General features: G+C 67.8%; 16 protein-coding genes. 6 read left to right on the top strand and 10 right to left on the bottom strand.

The window, feature by feature from the left end:
* The first annotated feature begins 5 nt into the window (after window positions 1–5).
* Both IU452_RS07060 and IU452_RS07065 read left to right on the top strand, forming a co-directional pair.
* The gene (locus IU452_RS07060) at window positions 6–1,013 is read left to right on the top strand and encodes a terpene synthase family protein (protein ID WP_324192478.1); all 1,008 of its coding nucleotides are present in this window, start codon (window positions 6–8) and stop codon (window positions 1,011–1,013) included.
* A complete protein-coding gene (locus tag IU452_RS07065) occupies window positions 1,010–2,059 on the top strand; it encodes a polyprenyl synthetase family protein (RefSeq protein WP_324192479.1) in 1,050 nt (349 codons plus the stop codon). Before IU452_RS07060 ends, IU452_RS07065 begins: the two co-directional genes overlap by 4 nt.
* Before the next feature lie 10 nt (window positions 2,060–2,069).
* Here IU452_RS07065 and IU452_RS07070 read toward each other — a convergent pair whose 3' ends face one another.
* The 8 genes from IU452_RS07070 to IU452_RS07105 all read right to left on the bottom strand — a co-directional run bounded on the left by IU452_RS07070 (window position 2,070) and on the right by IU452_RS07105 (window position 11,446).
* Entirely contained in the window at window positions 2,070–3,176 is a 1,107-nt protein-coding gene (locus IU452_RS07070) for a hypothetical protein (protein ID WP_195108062.1), read from the bottom strand.
* 199 nt (window positions 3,177–3,375) lie between these two features.
* A complete protein-coding gene (locus IU452_RS07075) occupies window positions 3,376–4,620 on the bottom strand; it encodes an ATP-grasp domain-containing protein (protein WP_195108063.1) in 1,245 nt (414 codons plus the stop codon).
* Window positions 4,621–4,639: 19 nt separating this feature from the next.
* Window positions 4,640–5,887, bottom strand: a complete 1,248-nt coding sequence (locus tag IU452_RS07080) for a methylaspartate mutase (RefSeq protein WP_195108064.1) — start codon at window positions 5,885–5,887, stop codon at window positions 4,640–4,642.
* A 1-nt stretch (window position 5,888) separates the two neighbouring features.
* Window positions 5,889–7,367 carry a hypothetical protein gene (locus IU452_RS07085; RefSeq protein WP_195108065.1) on the bottom strand — a complete coding sequence of 493 codons (1,479 nt, stop codon included), beginning with the start codon at window positions 7,365–7,367 and terminating at the stop codon, window positions 5,889–5,891.
* On the bottom strand, window positions 7,364–8,602 hold the full coding sequence (locus IU452_RS07090; RefSeq protein WP_195108066.1) for an ATP-grasp domain-containing protein: 1,239 nt from the start codon (window positions 8,600–8,602) through the stop codon (window positions 7,364–7,366). Before IU452_RS07090 ends, IU452_RS07085 begins: the two co-directional genes overlap by 4 nt.
* Window positions 8,602–9,081: a cobalamin B12-binding domain-containing protein gene (locus IU452_RS07095; protein WP_228816711.1), complete on the bottom strand. Its 480-nt coding sequence runs from the start codon at window positions 9,079–9,081 to the stop codon at window positions 8,602–8,604. The genes IU452_RS07090 and IU452_RS07095 overlap by 1 nt, the downstream gene beginning before the upstream one ends.
* 2 nt (window positions 9,082–9,083) lie before the next feature.
* Window positions 9,084–10,331, bottom strand: coding sequence for an MFS transporter (locus tag IU452_RS07100; protein ID WP_195108068.1), 1,248 nt, complete (start codon window positions 10,329–10,331; stop codon window positions 9,084–9,086).
* A complete protein-coding gene (locus IU452_RS07105) occupies window positions 10,328–11,446 on the bottom strand; it encodes an LLM class flavin-dependent oxidoreductase (RefSeq protein WP_195108069.1) in 1,119 nt (372 codons plus the stop codon). Before IU452_RS07105 ends, IU452_RS07100 begins: the two co-directional genes overlap by 4 nt.
* 463 nt (window positions 11,447–11,909) lie before the next feature.
* Between IU452_RS07105 and IU452_RS07110 the strand changes: the two genes are divergently transcribed.
* The 3 genes from IU452_RS07110 to IU452_RS07120 are packed head-to-tail and all read left to right on the top strand — an operon-like array spanning window position 11,910 to window position 15,125.
* A complete protein-coding gene (locus IU452_RS07110; protein ID WP_195108070.1) occupies window positions 11,910–12,914 on the top strand; it encodes an asparagine synthetase A in 1,005 nt (334 codons plus the stop codon).
* Window positions 12,911–14,176 (top strand): glutamate synthase-related protein, encoded by a 1,266-nt coding sequence (locus IU452_RS07115; RefSeq protein ID WP_195108071.1) that lies wholly within the window; start codon window positions 12,911–12,913, stop codon window positions 14,174–14,176. The genes IU452_RS07110 and IU452_RS07115 overlap by 4 nt, the downstream gene beginning before the upstream one ends.
* Window positions 14,177–14,192: 16 nt before the next feature.
* The gene (locus tag IU452_RS07120; protein WP_195108072.1) at window positions 14,193–15,125 is read left to right on the top strand and encodes a ketopantoate reductase family protein; all 933 of its coding nucleotides are present in this window, start codon (window positions 14,193–14,195) and stop codon (window positions 15,123–15,125) included.
* A 13-nt stretch (window positions 15,126–15,138) separates the two neighbouring features.
* On the opposite strand, the gene IU452_RS07125 is transcribed toward IU452_RS07120, so the two are convergent.
* Both IU452_RS07125 and IU452_RS07130 read right to left on the bottom strand, forming a co-directional pair.
* Window positions 15,139–15,693, bottom strand: a complete 555-nt coding sequence (locus tag IU452_RS07125; RefSeq protein WP_324192480.1) for an LmbU family transcriptional regulator — start codon at window positions 15,691–15,693, stop codon at window positions 15,139–15,141.
* Window positions 15,694–15,915: 222 nt separating this feature from the next.
* Entirely contained in the window at window positions 15,916–16,767 is an 852-nt protein-coding gene (locus IU452_RS07130; protein ID WP_195108074.1) for an alpha/beta fold hydrolase, read from the bottom strand.
* 99 nt (window positions 16,768–16,866) lie between these two features.
* Here IU452_RS07130 and IU452_RS07135 point away from each other — a divergent pair, with 99 nt between their 5' ends.
* Entirely contained in the window at window positions 16,867–17,502 is a 636-nt protein-coding gene (locus IU452_RS07135; protein WP_195108075.1) for a TetR/AcrR family transcriptional regulator, read from the top strand.
* Window positions 17,503–17,600 lie beyond the last annotated feature (98 nt).

Below are 17,600 nucleotides of genomic sequence, written 5' to 3' on the forward strand. Positions count from 1 at the left end.
CACCTGTGCCGGAGATCTTCGCCCCCTTTCCCTTTCGCATCAATCCGCACGCCGAGCAGACGCGCGCGCATCTCGACGAGTGGACGCGCCGGATCGGGCTCGTGCACCGCGAAGCCGCGAGGAAGCGTTTCGAGAAGGCGGACTTCGGCTGGTTCGCGGCCGTCGTATATCCCACGGCCGACGCCGCGCACCTGGACCTGATGTCGGACTGGTTTGCCTGGCTGTTCCTCGTCGACGACCAGCTGGACGACGGGAAGGTGGGGCGCAGCCCCGAGCACGTGGGGACGGTGGTGTCCCGGATGCGCTCGGTCCTCGAGAGCCCCGACTTCGGGGCGGCCGCCGCGGCCGACCCGGACGCCCCGGTGGCCGTGTCCTCGCTCGCCGACCTGTGGCAGCGCACCGCGGCCGATGCCACGCCCGCCTGGCGCCGCCGCTACATCCGGCACCTGGACGAGTGCCTCACCACGGCCGCGACCTGGGAGGCGCGCAACAGGATCGAGGGCATCGTCCCGGACGAGGAGACCTACATCGAGAAGCGCCGCCACACCGGCGCCATCTACGTCTGCATGGACCTCATCGACATCGTAGAACGCATCGACGTACCCGAAAACGTCTATGCCAGTCCGCAGTTCGCCGCCGCGCTCGACGCGGCCTGCAACGTCGTGTGCTGGACGAACGACGTGTACTCGCTGGAGAAGGAGCGCTCCCTGGGCGAGGTCCACAACCTCGTCCTCGTCGTGGAGCACCACCGAGGGCTCGGCACCGACGAGGCGCTCGAGCGCGTGTGCGCGGCGATCTCGGCGCAGACGCGGCTGTTCCTGGACCTGGAGCGTGAACTTCTGGCCACATTCCCCGAGCACGCAGGCGTGCTCGACCCGTATCTCGCGGGCATGCGCACCTGGATGCGCGGCAACCTCGACTGGTCGAGCCGCAGCAAGCGATACCGGGCGGTTGCCGATGGGGTGCTGCCCGAGGAGTATCTGGAGCCCGCACTGATGGCGGTCGAGCCGTGACCGCGACGGATTTCCTGGGGCCCGCGAGCCACGCCGCCGATGCCTGGCAACTGCTCGAGCGTTCCCGAAAGTTGACGGAGCCGGAGCTGCGCAGGGCCGTGGACCGGCTCGCCGAACCGGTGCGTTCGGTGGTCGCATACCACTTCGGCTGGTCGGACGAGGCGGGCCTGCCCGCCGACGGCGACTGGGGCAAGGGCGTGCGCTCGGCTCTGGTCCTCGCGTCCGCGCAGGCTCTGGGGGCACGGCCCGAGCAGGCCGTGGCGCCCGCCGCGGCGGTGGAGCTCATCCACAACTTCTCGGTGGTGCACGACGATCTCATGGACGGCGACGTGCTGCGCAGGGGCCGCCGCACGGTGTGGTCGGTCTTCGGCGACGCCCAGGCGGTGCTGTCGGGGGACGCGCTGCTGGTGATCGCCCTGGACGTCATCGCGGAACGCTCACCGGAGCTGTGCCTCGACGCCGTGCGCGAGTTGTGCGGGGCCCTTCTCGAATTGGTCGCGGGGCAAAGCGCGGACCTGTCCTTCGAGACGCGCACCGACGTGAGCCTCGACGAGTGCCTGCGCATGGCGGCCGGGAAGACCGCGGCGCTGCTCGCCGGGTCCTGCGCGCTCGGCGCGCTCGCGGCGGATGCGGACGACCGGCAGGTGCGCTGCCTGCGCGAGTTCGGCCACCGCATCGGTATCGCCTTCCAACTGGTCGACGACCTCCTGGGCATCTGGGGCGACACCTCGGCCACCGGCAAGCCCGTGGGCGCAGATCTGCGGCGCCACAAGAAGTCCCTGCCGGTGGCGGCCGCACTGTCCACCGGAACCGCCCCCGCCAACCGTCTGGCCGCGCTCTACCGCCGCACAGACCCCTTGAGCGACAACGAGATCCGCGAGGCCGCCTACCTCATCGAGGAGGCCGGGGGCCGCCGCTGGGCGCAGGAGGAAGCGGACCGTCAAAGGTCGGCCGCCATCGACTGCCTGACCACGGCGGACCTGACCGCGGACGGATTCCGCGCCCTGACCTCTCTCGCGGACCTGATCACGGGGCGCCAGATGTAGCCGCCCCTACCTACGAGTCGCCCAGCTGATGCGCCTGCTCCTGCCAGGTGTGGTGCAGAATATCCATTTCCGGCAGTGCAGCGTCGCTGACGAACAGGACCGAAGAACGCTCCTGGTAGTTGTAGAGCACCGCTGCGGCCGGTGCCCCCAAGGGCAGCAGGACCAGCGGCTCGATGGTCTCGACCGGATCCTCCCGCCAGTGCAGGGGATTGCGAAAGGTCACGTGCGAGCAGAAGATTGCCCCTCGTTCCGGGGCGAGAAACGGCCGCATCGACCGGTGCACCAGCCCCCGCGGGATACGTTGGATCAACCGGCGCACGGCCTCGCGGTGCGCCGCAGACTTCAGCGGGGCGGTGGCTCGGATGGCCGCCCCGAGGGAGCCCGCCCTGGGCGCGGCATGGCCGGGCAGCATGACGCGCAGAGCGACCGACCTGTTGCCGGGGACGGCGGCATCGGCGGGCGGACGGAAATTGACGGCCACGTTCAACGGCAGAACCGCGCCCGAGGCGTGCGCCGCATGCGCGGCCAACCAGTGGTTGAAGGTGCGGGCAACGCATGCGACGTAGGCGTCATTGGTTGTGCCGCCATGCCGACGAGCCGCCTCACGTAGGACGGCCGTGGGAACGTCGGCCCAGTGCAGCGACTGCTCCTGGGAGTAGCCGTATTCGGGGTGGGGCCACAGGTCGGTCTTCGCATTGGAACGAGCCAGCAGTGAGGCGACCGCCGCCGTCTGCCGCAGGGTCGGGGAGGGCGGGTCGAGCAGCACCCTGGCCACGCCGGACGATTGCGCATGCTCGATGGCACGGCCGCTGAAGAGGGTCTCCAATGTGTATGCCAGCGCACCGCCGTCCTGGAGCCCGTGCTGGGCCCGGTATACGATCGCGTACCTGCCGGACACGTATCCGTGCAGGATGGTGAGATCCCATCGCGGGCCTCCGGAGGGGAAGGGTGCCCGGCTGAGCTCCCGCATCACCGCCTGCACCGTCTCGTCGGCGGATACCTGCCGCTCGTGAACATGGTGCTCGAGCCGCGGCGGCCGCGCGGCCCAACGGGCGTGCAGCCCTTGCCCTTCCATCACCGTCGACAGCGCGGGCACGGCATCCAGCCGCCCTGCCACGTGGGAACGAAGGTCATCGAGCCGCGGCGGGGTCCCGCGCAGGTGCAGAACGGCACCGGCCGTCAGCCCGGGATACTCGTATATCAGTACATCCAGCGGTGACGGTCGACCGTCCGCTCCTGCCGCGGGCGGCGCCACGGAGCGGGCTGAAACCGGTTGCGATGGGCGAGAAATCATCTGAGGCCCTTCCCCCTCGTTGCTACAACAGCTGATGCTCCAGACGACGCAGCGACCGGTACGAGCGCTCGATCTCGGCGGCGTCCTCGTGCACCAGGAACACGACGCCCGGGGAGGAGTTGAGGTCGACCGTCGGGGTGGTCATTGCCTGGTCGGCGATGCGGAAGCGTACGCTTTCGAAAGCTGGAAGTTGTTGTAGCGCAAGCCGAAGCGTGTGGGCGGGTAGCGGTGTACGGCGGTGGGCGATCAGATTGACGCACCGTTCCGGCTGGCGCCGCGCATAGACCGGGGGCTGGGCCGCGAGGGCGCGACCGTCGCCGAGGAAGCAATCCATGGTGAGGTCCACCTGGTTCACGCCGGTGCCGCGATCGAGTGCCTGCGGGTTGGCCAGGCCCGACAGCCGGGCTCCGGTCTCCAGCAGCACCGGGCCGTCCGCCGTGTAGATCAGTTCGGTGTGCGCGGGCCCGTTCGCGATGCCGAGCGCGTCCAGCACGCCCGTGACGTATCGGCGAATCTCGGTGAAGCGCGGCTCATCCGGCGACAGCAGGTCCTCGTAGTCGTAGATCCTGCGGTCACGCACCGTCACCTTGCGGCTGATCCACGCATCGGTGAACCAGTGCCTGCCGTCCCTGCTCACCGAATTGACGATGTACTCGTCGCCGACCAGATACTCCTGGGCCAGCGCCGCCTCGTTGGTCCGCAGCATCAGATTCGTCTTACCGATGATCGCCCGAACCGCGGCGCGGATCTCGGCCTCCGTCGAGCTGATGAACACGTCGTCGGATCCCGCACTGTCCAGCGGTTTGATCACCGTGCGCCCGATGCCCGCCTCGCGGCGCCACTGCAGCAGCGCCTCCGCCGTACTGCCGCGTCGCTGCCTGACCGTGCGCAGCCCCGCGCCCGCCACCGCCTCCATCATGTGGAACTTGTCGCGCCGGGCGTGTGAAAGCGCCGGATCATTACCGCGCAGGCCCAGTTTGGCGGCGATCTCGTCGGCGGCCTCGACCCCGAACTCGCTGGCCGCGATGACCGCGACCGGCTCCAGCTCGCCCAGCCGGCGCAGCACGTCGTCGGCGCGGTCCGGGTAGGTGAGATCCTCCGCGAACAGCTCGGTCGGCAGGCTCGCGGAGAAGGTGGCGGGCAGTTCCGAACGCGACCGGACGTGGACCACCCGATATCGGTGCTGTGCCCGGCGCGCCAGCAGCGCTCCCGTGGACAGCGCGTCCACCAGCACCACCGTGGGCAGGTCGGAGTGATCTTCGGTCATCGTGTATCCCATCGGTCGATCAGGGGACCAGTCGGCTGTCGTACCGGTTCGCGACGTGGCCGAGCATCGCGTAGAGCCGGTCGGAGGCGAGCCTGTCGTGGTCCTCGCGCCCGGAGCACCCGGGCAGCGGAAGCCGCCCGGGTGACCCCCACCGCAACGCACCCGCGTCGTCGATGACGCAGGTTGTCGCGCCCAGGTTGTCGCTGTGCAGGCAGTACGGGATGTCGAGCAGCCCGGTCTCGAACGCCTCGATCAGCCCCGCTCCGATATCGGGGTCGAGATCGAGCACGGTGTCTATGAGAATCCGTGCCTCGTGGAGGACCTCGTCGAAATAGCCGTCCTCGGCAGGCCCCGGCGGATCGGGCGGCCCGGCCGCCTCCTGCGCCGCAAGGCGAAGCGCCGCAACGTTTTCGGCGACCGACGGAATCTGCCAGGCCTCCGACACGGTTTTCACGATCAGCCGTTCGCAGCCCGAATCGCGGGCCAGGCGGGCGCTGTCGCGAATGAGCCGGGTCGCGCCGTCCGGCGTCTTCGGGAAAAGGCCCATATAGGTGTAGAGCACCACGTGCCAGGTCACATCGCCCAGGTATGCGGCGGCCAGGGACCGCAGTGCCCGCAGCGCACCGCGGTCCTGCTCGGCCAGCGTCCCCTGCGCATAGCTGAGCGACATGTGCCGCAGCCCGTGCTGACGGAAGAAGCAGCCCTCCAGCACCGTCATCGCGACCAACAGCGACGGCGGGCAGAGCTGACCGAGCAGGCAGCCGCCGAAGCTCTCCACATGGCCGGACTCGGTTTCGTCGGCCAGTAGTCGGCAGCTGTCGGCCCAGTCCGAAACCGCTCGGCGCAGAGGCACTCTGCTGTAGGGCAGGCAGTAGGAGACCGGGCCGCCCTCGGTGGCATCCAGGCCGACCTCGATCAGCTTCTGGAAGACCCGCAACGGCAGTGCGGTCCCGTGACGCACCTGGACCGGAAATTGCGGCCCGTACAGTCCGGTGAGCAGTGCCCTGGTGTCCTCGACCGGATGCGAGATGAGCGGATATCCGTTCAATTCCTCTCCGGCGGCGAGACTTTCCAGCGGAGTGACGTAATCGCCGACGCGGGTGTAGCTGTCGAGCGTCAGCGTGCCGATCACCGGAAGGTCCAGGGCGGCAACCCGGGCGAGACCATTCCGCATGGCCTGCGGGCTGCCGAACCCCATGCGCGGCTGGACGACCAGCCGTCCCTCGCGGGCCCGGTCCGCCACGAAACGGTCGAGGTAACCGCTCACTTCATCGACCCGAGATCAGTTCGACGGTCGGGCGGCCCGATCGCGCATCGACGGTGTCCACCTGAGATTTGTGCGGATCGCCCGCGCGCACCCGGGCCATGACCGTGTCGTCGGCCGCGAAGTCCACCAGCGAGCTGCCGTAGAGCGTCCGCAGATGGGTGATGGTCAGCCCCGCAATGTCTTCCAGCCAGGCGGCAGCCTCGTCGCTGCCCGGTTCGCCGCGCAGCGCGGCGTGCAGTGCCGGGATCTCGTCGATGCGCTCGGGATGGCAGCGTTTCATGTAGTCCGCCAGCCGCGCACCCCGATCGGTGAACGGCGAGAAGACCATGGCAACCAGCGCCCGCTCCGGCAGCCCGAAGGCCTGCTCGGCGAATTCGCTTGCCAGCCTGCGCCGTTCGGCGATCCGCTCCGGCGACCGGTAGCGATCGAGGGCGAGCCGGATGAGTTCGTCGGGCATCTCCTTCTTGCGCATCATCGTCTCGGCGAACTGCAGATATTCGCCGATACCCGCCGCATAGGTGCGCCCCTCCACGTACTCGGCCCGCAGACCCCGCAGGTGCGCCATCAAAGTCGGGTTGGCACAGTCGGATTCGGTGAAACTGAAGGCCAGGTCGTCGAAGCGGAAGCCGAGGAAATCCACCACCAGGTCCCAGTGGTCGTGCACCCGATAGCTGACCAGGTCGTAGATGGAGACGAAGGTGGGCTGCACCGACCGGTCGCCGACGGCCACCTCGCGCTGGGCCAGCTCGTGCGCACCGTCGGCACCGAACAGTTCCCGGAAGTAGGCGTCGCCGATGCCGCGCAGCGCGGTCAGCAGATCCTGGAAGGTCATGCCGCGGCGCTGCACATCGATGCCGATTCCCTTGGCCAGGCGCAGAATCCACGCGGCGTAGAGCGCTTGTTCGCGCCGGGAATCACCGGTCATGATGGCGTCGACACCGCCGCGCCACCAGGCGGCGCGGCCGTAGAAATCGGCCACGGCGAGGTTGCAGCTGTTGCAGAAGGTGGGGCGTCCGTCGCCGGCCGCCCGGTGCCCGTTCATCAGCACGTCCAACCGGTTGATCGCCACCAGCTGGTCCGGCAGCGGCAGATCGACACGGAAGCGGCGGATTTCGGTGTGATCGACGGTGAGCAGTTCGGCCCGCTCGTCCTCGAGCAGCCCCAGCGCCGAATACACCCGATCGATGTTCTCCATCACCGCCCGGGGCACACCGGCGTGGCGCATATTCGCCACCCGCATGAGGAAGGTGCGGCCGTGGGTGAGCTGCAGATGCAGCTGCACCGCGCGGACGAACGCCACCACATAGGTGCTGTCCTTACCGCCGCCGTAGGCGACGAGGACCCGGTAGCCGGAGATCCGGTCGAGGCCACCGGCGGCCTCGATCAGCTTGTCGCCGACCGCCGCCACCCCGTGCCGCTCGGCGTCGGTGAAGAATCCGATCAGCCGGTCGTAGCGCGCCCGATCGTCGTGCCCGCTCACAACGCTTCCGCCTCGCACTCGAAGTTCTCCATGATCTTCCGGATTCCCGCCTCGACGACGTGCTCGTCGTCGTGCAGCAGGATGAAGCGCCCGTGATGCAGCGCGTCGTAGATGACCCCCGGGGGCAGCACCTCGCCCGGTGCGGGCAGCAACTCCCGCCAGACGATCGGCACCTGTTCGCGCATGGAGGTCACCCGCACCACCCGCTCGGCGTGTTCGGCGGATTTCGGCATGATCAGCCAACCCCCCGAGGTGTCAACGGTTTTCGTCGGCACCGCGACGGGACCGCCCGACAGTGCCCGCAGCCACAACTCGTAGAGGTTGACCCCGAAGGCCTTGTTGAGCAGATGCGGGACATCCGCGCCGCCCACCCGGCCACCGATCTCCAGGAAGACCGTCTCGCCGCCCGGTGTCACGAAGACCTCGAGGTGGAACGGCAGGCGGCGCAACCGCAGCGTCGCGACGACCTCCCGCGAGAACTCCTCGAGCCGTGTGCGCAGCGGCGAACGCCCCAGCAGCACCGAGCCGAGCGGGGTGCCGTGCGCGAAGGACAGGCAGTCGTTGATGTAGCGGGAGACCGCCTGGAAGACGACGTGGGAGTCGTCGTCCACGAATCCGTCGATGTGATAGATGTCCCCGGCGACGAATTCCTCGATCTCGTAACCGTTCAGGTCGACCTCGGCCAGCGCGGCCTCCAGCTCCGCCGCCGTGTGCACCTTCAGCACCCCGATACTGGCCGCGGAGCCGACCGGTTTCAGGATCAGCGGATATCCGCACGATGCCGCGAAGGCTCGCACCTGCTCGGCGCCGGTGCAGGCGGCGAAGCGGGGCACCCGCACGCCCGCCTCGGCCAGCAGTTGCTTCATCCGCACCTTGTCCCGGTAGACCGCGACCTCGGCGACGGTCGGGCCGGGAATTCCGACGGCCTCGCGCACCCGGGCCGCGATCTCCAGCGTGAACTCCGACAGGGCGATCAGCTCGTCCACCGGTCCGGCGCGCGCGACGATCTCGCGGACGGCCGCCTCGAGCTCGACCGGGTCGTTGACATCCTCGACCCGCACCCGACAGGCGATCTTCGCCGGATCCGCCAGCACACCCTCCGCGCCCGGACCGTCCACCACGTAGCTCACCCGGTTGGCGTCGTGATCGATGAACTCCTCGTAGCGGGTGAGCTCGTTGTCCCAGCGGTTCCCGTCGAAGTACCGCGGCCAGCGGTTGACGACGACGATATGCATCAGATCACCTCCGGTGTGACGTTCTGGCTGTCCCACGGAGCGATCGGCGCCGGATCCGCGCGCCAGGCCGAAAAGCCCTGCGCCATACCGAAACGCAGGAAGCCGCGGAAGCGGTCGATGGCGTCCTCACCGGTGAAGACGTCGGTATAGCCCAGCTCGAGCAGTTCGCGGCGGACCCGGTCGTCGTCGGAGACCGCAGTGGTCAGCTTGCCGCCGATGACGCAGGGGATCTCGAGTCCGCGTTCGCGCAGCGTGGACAGCAGCACCTGCCCGCCGTGGAAACCGTGTCCGTTGACGCTCGATACGACGAGCAGCTCGGGCCGGTCCTGCCGGACGGCGGCCGCCACGTCGTCGATCGGAGTGCAGGTGCCGAGGTTGCGCACCCACGCGCCCTGCTCCTCGAGCAGCTTCTGCAGGTACACCAGATTCCACAGGTGCGCATCGGATTCGACGGTGCTCAGCACGCACCTGAAGCTCATATTCATGCCACGACCTCAACTGTTGCGTTTTCGCGAGCCGACAGTGCCTTGCGAAAGCTGGCCATTGTCAACGGCAGGAATACCGCGCCGAACAGGCAGAGCAGGCAGCCCATCCACAGCGCCAGCCGCTGGGGGCCGATGGTGGTACTCAGACCACCGATCATCAGTCCCGCGATCGGATAGGAAATCAGGTTGAGCAGATAGAACGGCCCCATGACCTTGCCGAGGTGCTCGCCGGGAATCACCTTCAACCGCTGGGTGCGGTTGTAGACGTTGTAGAGCGCGACGCCCGCGAGCACCAGGACGAACGCCGGGGCATAGATCGGGTAGGACGGGGCGGCGGCGGCCGCCATGAACGCCACGCACATCAGGCAGAAGCCGGTCACCCCGATGAGCCCGATGCCGAAGCGCCGCAACACCAGCGGAATCAGGAGCAGATTGAGCAGGCCGGTCACACCGACCGCCGCATTGAGCAGCCCGTACGCGGCGTCGGGCGCGTCGAAGACATCGGTGATCAGCGCGGGGTTCACCGCGAGCAGCACGGCGACCACCAGGTTGATGGTGAAGTTGAGGATGCCGAGCAGCAGTACCGGGCGGATGCTCACCAGCAGCCGCCAGCCGATCGCCAGCTCCGCGAGCACCTCACGGGTGGTCTGGCGGACGGCGGGGCCACGCTCCGGCCGGGGGAGCGGCAGCCAGGTCAGCGCGCTGATGCCGAAGGCGGCGGCCGCGATGAGCAGCAGCCACAGCTTGCCGAGCAGCAGCGCGGCCGCGGTCGCCAGGGCGGGCCCGAGCGCCATGGCCAGCAACTCCATGTTCTGCACCAGCGACTGCATGGTCGCGACCTGAGTGCCCTGGGCCAGCTGCGGCACCATCTTCTCGATCGACATCCGGATCGGCGCCACGCAGACCGACAGGAAGGCGCCACCGGTCATCAATATGGCTGCGGTCCAACCGGGTTGGGCAAGGCACACCAGGACGACGGTGATCAGGATGAGCGCCCGCATCACCGCGACGCGGCTGAACAGCCGTGCGCCGCCGTCGCGGTCGGCGAGCAGTCCGGCGAACGGATAAGCGATCAATCCGGGCAACCATTCCAGCGCGAAGGCGAAGCCGAGGCTCGACACCTCCTTGGTGTCCTGGAAGATCAACAACGGCACCGCGAACAGCACAACCTGTTCGGCGATCAGCCCGAGCAGTACACCGGTGCCGAACAGTGCGCGATGCCGCGACATCGCCTGCCGCATCATGCCGGCTGTCCGCCGCGTTCATGTTCCCGGATGAGCGGCAGCACATGGGTGTAGAAGATCCGCATCTCGCTGCGCGTGGGCCAGCCGGAGAAGATGAACTCGCTGACGCCCGCCGCCTTGTAGCTGTAGAGGTAGTCGGCCACCTCCTGATAGCTGCCGACCACGCACAGCGCGGGCCCGCCGCGGTAGGGCACGAAGCCGGAGTAGATCATCGGCGACAGCCAGTCGTTGTCGGCCTGCGCGGCGAGCCGGAAGGAGGTCTTCACGGCCTCGGAGTCGGCGGCCGCCACGAACTGCTCGACCCACGCCCGGTGCGCTTCGTCCGGATTCTCTTGCATCGCGGCGAGATCCGCGAGAGCCTGCGCGCGAGTCTCCCTGGCCAGCACATGCATCCGAATGCCGACCCGGGTTCCCTTGTCCAGCACCGGCCGGGCCGCGGTCGCGATGCCCTCCGGTGTGTCGCCGTAGCGCAGCCAGCAGTCGCTGTACATGGTGGCCGTCTCCTGGGCGATGCCGGAGGCGCCGCTGAGATAGATCGTCGGCCTGCCGCCGCCCAGATAACCCAGTCCGAGGTCGGCCTCCTTGATCACATAATGGTCGCCTTCGTAGGACAGCGGTTTCTCCCCGCGCCAGAACCGATGGCAGATATCGAGGAATTCCTGGGTGCGGGCGTAGCGTCCGTCGTGGGCCACGTAATCGCCGTAGTAGGCCTGCTCCGCCGGGGAGATGCCGGCCACCAGGTTCAGCGCGATCCGTCCATTGGACATCCACGAGATCGTGTTCACCACCTGCGTGAACAGGGTCGGCGAGAGCAGGCCGGGCCGGTAGGCGAGGATGAAGGTGACGCGCTCGGTCTCCCGGACCAGTGCGCCGATCATCGGCAGCGGGTCGGGCATGTAGTGGGCGATCCCCATCAGCAGGGAGGGGACGCCGAGTTCGTCGGCCTCCTGGGCGAAGTCCACGATCCCGTCGAAGTCGAGCGCGCCGACCTGATACTTCTCGGTGGCCTTCTGCTGCCCGCTGTCCAACGGCGAACACCAATGGAAACTCAACTGTCCCGAGTCGGCGTTTGCTGAATCGGACAGTGGAGCGAAGTTCGGGCGGGCGGTGTTCATTGTGTTTGGCGTTCACTTCCGGTTTCGAAACGGAGGCGGGAAGGTAATCAACATCGATGTTGGTAGTAGCTGATCGAATGCCACCTGCGCGCAATTCACGCATGAGGGATATGGAATAACCCCCGACGCTCTCGGCGGAATTCGAACACCGTCTCTGGCCCCCGACCCTGCGATGAAAGGTACACCGATAGTTACCCGCGGTGGAACCCCCCGGTTGGGGGATGGACGGTCGCGGCCGAGTACGGAAGCGTCCATCCCCCGATCGGGGGGTTGGATACTTCCGTTCGGGCACGAGACAATTTGGCCGCGGTGGGGACCGGTGACGGCAGCGCTATAACATGATGGCGTCACGGGGTCCGGGGTACGACGAAGGTTCGCTCATTTCTCGATAACCTGAGGGGGAGGATAACTCGAATACTCGGTACCCGATACTGTCGTTACTACTATTCGAAACGGACCGGACTTGACTGCTGGATCGACTGAATCGACCGGATCTGCGCTCCCACCGCCGCGTGCGCATCTCACGTCGGAACGAACGATTGCGGCCCTGGCCGTGCAGGGGCGATTCCTGGCCGCCGCACGGGAATTCCTCACCGCGGAGGGATTCACCGAGCTCCTGCCGCCGATCATCGGTCCGGTGACCGATCCGGGGGCACGGGGCGCAAAGCAGGTCGACATCGACTACTACGGTCATCGGTACAAGCTGATGACCAGCGGAATCCTCTACAAGCAGGCGTCGTTACTGGCCTTCGACAAGATCTTCCACGTGGCCCCCAATGTGCGCCTGGAGCCACTGGAGACCGCGGTGACCCATCGGCACCTGGCCGAATTCCACCAGCTCGACGTGGAGATCGCGGGCGGAACCCGCGCGGACGCCATGGATGTGGCCGAGCGCCTGACGAAGTACGCGGTGGAATACGTGCTGAGCAGCGCGCTGCACGAGCTGCAGATCCTGAACCGCGATCCGGAGCAGCTGAAGCAGGTTCTCTCCGGCCCGTACGACCGCATGCGTCACTCCACCGCGGTGACGGAGGTCCGCAAGCTGGGATATGACCAGCGCGAACACACCGAGATCGAGTGGGAGGGCGAAGAACTGCTCTCCGAGGCCGCCACCCGCCCCTTCTTCATCTGCGACTACCCGAAGGGCTCTCGCGGCTTCTACGACAAGGAGAATCCCGACCAGCCCGGCGTGCTGCACAACTTCGACCTGATCTTCCCGGGCGGGTTCGGCGAGATGATGAGCGGCAGCGAGCGGGAGTCGGACTATCGCACATTGCTGACTCGGATACGCGAAACCGGTGAGAACCCAGCCAAATACGAGTGGTATCTCACGGTGGCCCGCGAGGGTCTGCCATCGAGTGCGGGCTTCGGCCTCGGAGTCGAACGGTTCACCCGCTTCCTGTGCGGTTCGGACGCGGTCTGGCAGGTCACCGCGTATCCGAAGCTGCCGGGGGAGCGGCGTCCATGAGCTTTCTGACGGCACCCGGATTCCCGGAACGGGAAGTGCGGGCGCGGGCGCGAGCGGCGGCGGGGTCGGCATTTCCCGAGTACGAACGCTACAGCTGGACACTGTTCGGACAGGGGTACGACGCGGTGGCGCCGAACCCTCACGCGCCGGACGCGATCGACCGTGCTCGGCTGGTACCACCGGTGTTCGTGCCGTTGCGCGAGGAGAAGATGTTCGATCTGGGCCGGGAGCCACTCGCGGGAGATGTCGATCCGACCACCACCATCGGTGGTCTGCGTTCGACCCTGCCGGTGTATGTGTCCGCGTTCGGATCCACCGCGGTGGCCGACGGCGATCTCGGGGATGTGGTGGCCCGGCAGGCCGGCGCGGCGGGCGTGCCGATGGTGATCGGCGAAAACATCGTGCCCGTCTCCGGATACGGCCGAATGGAGCAGGAACGGCCGAGCTCACTGCTGCGGCGGCTCACCGAATACACCAAGAATGCGCCCGAGGACGTCGGGGGCGTGATCGTCCAGCAGAGTACCGAGGACGCCGACGCCGAGGTCTGGAACTTGGTGTACAGCGACCCGGCGAGCGAGCCGCTGCTGGTCACCGGTCGTCTGGGCTTCGAGCTGAAAGTGGGACAGGGCGCGAAGCCAGGCCTCGGCGGCATGACACTCATACCCCGGGAACGAGCCGCCGACCTGTCGGCGCAGTACGACATCGTCGACATCTACGACGGTCCCGCCGCCCCGGTGCTGCGCTCGGCCACCCCCGGCACATTCACCAACGAGATTCTGCGCCAGCAGATTCGGCTGATGCGCAACAACTATCCGCGCTGCCGCATCTGGGTGAAGCTGCCACCGGCCCGGGACGTGGCCGACGCGGCCGAGGTCGCGTGGGCCGCCGGCGCCGATGCGGTCACCGTCGACGGGGCCGAGGGCGGCGCGGGCTGGGCCCCGCGGGCATTTCTCGACCACGTCGGCCTGCCGCTGGCCGAATGCCTGCGCCGCGTGGCCGATCGCGAACGGCACGGCCACAGCCTGCTGGTCTCGGGACGGTGCTGGGAGGGGGCCCGAGTCGTAAAGTGCTTGGCACTGGGCGCCTCTGCCGTCGGGCTGGGCAGGGCGGCGCTGGTCGCCGCCGACGAGGACGCCGATCAGGGGCTGACCAACCTGCTGGCATGTCTGAATCTGGAGCTGCGGCTTCTCGTCAGCGCGCTCGGCAAGTACCGGATCGAGGACTTGAACGTCGAGGATGTCTGGCTTTCTCCGGGCACCTAGGAACGGGAGGACTGGAATGAGCACGATGCAACCGTCGCGTGTGGCGGTACTCGGTCCCGGCGGTGTCGGGGGACTGGTGGGTGCACTGCTGGCGCGGGCCGGGCACCGAGTGATCTTCCTGGGCGGCCCGGATACGGCGCAGGCGCTGCGGGAACACGGGGTGCGCGTGCGCAGCGGGACGTTCGGGGATTTCGCCGTGCAGGTCGAGGCGGATACCGAATTGCGAGAACCGGTCGATGCGTGCCTGGTCACCGTCAAACAGCACGCCCTGGGCACGGCACTCGACCGCGTCCCAGCCGCCGCGCTGGGGGACGGCCTGATCGTGCCGCTGCTCAACGGAATCGAGCATCCGGCCGTCCTGCGTGAGCGGTACCGGCCGGATCGCGTCGCGCCCGGCGTGATCAGGGTCGAGTCGACCCGGACGGCGCCCGGATCCATCGTGCACGGCAGTCCGTTCGCCGAGATCGACCTCGCCAGTTCCACCGCGCCCCGGGAACGGCTCGACGCGCTGGCGGCGGTGCTCGACGGCGCGGGAGTGCGCGCCCAGGTACGAGATGACGAAACCGCCATGCTCTGGGGCAAATTGTTCTTCCTTGCCCCGTTCGCCCTGACGACCACGCGCTATCGGTGTCCCGTCGGCGATATCCGCACCAGGCACCGCGCGGAGCTGCTCGCCCTCCTCACCGAGATCGCCGAAGTGAGCCGCGCCTGTGGCGTACCCGCCGACATCGATGCCGCCCTGCGCTTCTACGACGGATTCCCGGCGGAGGCCAAATCGTCGATGCAGCGCGATGCCGAGGCCGGACGCCCGCTGGAGTTGGATGCGATCGGCGGCGCGTTGCTGCGTATGGCACAGCAGCATTCGGTGCCGGTGCGGCTGACCGAGCGACTCGTCGAAGAGGTGGGTCGGCTGAGCACGGGTTCGACTCCGGCGACGGCCGAACCGTAGTCGTCGCGCGAGCCTATTCCTCCTCTCGTTCTGCCAGGATCTGCTTCGCCGCGTTGTCGAGCGTCACCAGCACCCACTGCTCGAGGTCGAATCCCGTCTGCTGCGCTGCCCTGTGCCACGACCGGATATGACTGTCGGGCACCGAGAGCCGCCGCTTCGGCTCGAACCGCCGACCTTCGCGTTGCTGCTCGCGCGCGGCGCCGATCGCCTCGCGGAGTTGCTTGGTGGTCCATCGCATCCGCTCTGCACGATCGAGCCACAATTCCTGCTCGTCGACCGGAAGGGAGGCGACATCGGCGTGATGCTGGAAACTCAGTGACGCCCGCCGCCGATGGAACTCGAACCGCCGGGAGACCCACGCATAGTTGCGGAGCGTCTGATATTGCAATCCGGCAGAGCGAATTCCACGCTGATATCGGTCGGTGTAGTGCTGCTTGCCGTATACGAGCCAGTCGCCGAGCCACCACGACGAAGAATTGACAATCCCGCTGAGTTGGCGTCCGGCCCGCTCCCAGTCCTCGAAAGACAGACCGGTCGGCATTTCCAGGCTTATCTTGGTCGTCAGCACCTGCCCGCGACGCGATTCCTCACGACCGGACCGTTGCTGTCGGGATGCTATCTCCCGATTTCTGCGATGCGCGGGCGTCCTTGCGACTCCTAGGTCGCATGCCTCATCCGTCATTGTGCCTCCACGCCACAGCCCATCGAACCAATGGAGGACCTAGCAAATCTTATACGCTCTGCCACGGCTTTGGCCACCCTGCAAATATCTCTCCCGGAAATAAAAGCCTCACGAAATGAGGAAGGTACGCAATGCGGTGATCAGCGCGGCCGGATTGTCCTCCTGCACATTGTGTCCCGCATCCGGTACCACCGCGAGTTCGCCGCGCGGGATGCGCTCGACCAAGCGTTCGGCGGTGGCCTGGGAGAGCACCTTGCTGCGTTCGCCGCGCACCAACAGCACCGGCACCCCGGCCAGCCGCTCGGGCAGGCGATCGACGGCCGCGAGAATCGCCGGGAAGTCGGGTGGGCCCGGATCGGCCTTCGGCACCCAATTGCCCTCGGGCGCACGGCGAAACAGTGTGCTCATGCGGTAGCCGACGACCGCGCGGTTGGCGCGGGGATTGACCCGCATCGCGGCCTCCACGACCGTCTCGAGTTCCCGCACCGGACCGAGCCCGAGAATGAACTTCCGCATTCGCGCGGTGCTGTCGAAGTCCGAGCCGGGTGCGACATCGATGAGCGCCAGCCCCTCCACCAGGTCGGGACGCGACTCGGCGACCTGGGCCGCGACCACGCCGCCGAGCGACATGCCGACCATCCGGACCCGATCGAAGCCGAGGTGCTCGGCCGCCGCGACGACGTCGGCCGCCATGGTGTCGATGCGGTAGTCGTCGGACCAGTCGCTGTCGCCGTGACCACGCAGATCCAGGGCGACCAGCCGGGCATCGCCGCGCAGGCCGAGGCAGACGAAATCCCATGTGTGCGCGGTCAATTTGCCGCCGTGCAGCAGAAGTACGGGGGATCCTGTTCCGCCCCAGTCCAATCCGTGCAACCGGCAGCCCGCACGGGAGTAGTGGAACTCGCGGGGCGGCGTCGGATCGTCGATCGCGACGCCCAGCGTCGCCGCGAGCTCGGTCATCGCCGGAATCGTGGATTGTGCGTGCACGGCGCCGCCTCCCTTACCTCGATCCTCCAAGGTAGGGGAGTTTACCTTGACTGGTCAAGGTAAACTCGGCGAATGTCCACTCGTGTGCGGCGCAAACCCGATGACGCCAAGCGGATGATCCTCGAGGCGGCGAGCAAACTGCTCGCCGCGGGCGGTCCGGCCGCCGTGCAGGTGCGTGCCGTCGCCGCCGCGATCGGGGTATCCGACGCCGCGGTCAATCACCACTTCGGCACGCGTGACCAACTGCTCGAGGCGCTGCTGCGCTTCGGCGGGTCCACCCTGAAGGCCGAACTTCACACCGTGCTGGGCGCGTGGACCGACGGCCCGATCGACCCGGCTGAGCTGGTGCGCACGCTGTCTGCGGTGTACGCCGACGGTTACGCCGAACTCGCGCTCGCGCTGCACCGGTCCGGCTGGCGGGATACCGGCAGCGGAATGCTCGATGAGGTGGTGGACCGGCTGCACGCCCAGGCGCGGCAACACTGCGCGGCCACCGGACGGACACCGCCCTCGCGCGAGGCGATCCAGCTGACGGTGGCCGCATTGCACCAGGCCGTCGCGATGGAGCCGTTGTTCGGCGGTGAATTCCGCAGGAGCGCCGGACTGGACGCGGCCGCGCGCGATCGCATGCTCGACTGGTGGATCGAGACCCTGAGCGCGACACTTGCCGGAGAGCCTGGCCGGACGGATTCCACCGATCGGGCCTGATCGAAACACGAAGCGGTCCAAGGGTCTTACCCGATCGGGGGACCCGAGAAGTGTGGGCTGTCCGGTCGAAGATCGGAAGTGGAGCATGAGGTTCGAGC

Origin of the sequence: Nocardia transvalensis (assembly GCF_015477765.1) — a bacterium.
Classification (GTDB): domain Bacteria; phylum Actinomycetota; class Actinomycetes; order Mycobacteriales; family Mycobacteriaceae; genus Nocardia; species Nocardia transvalensis_A.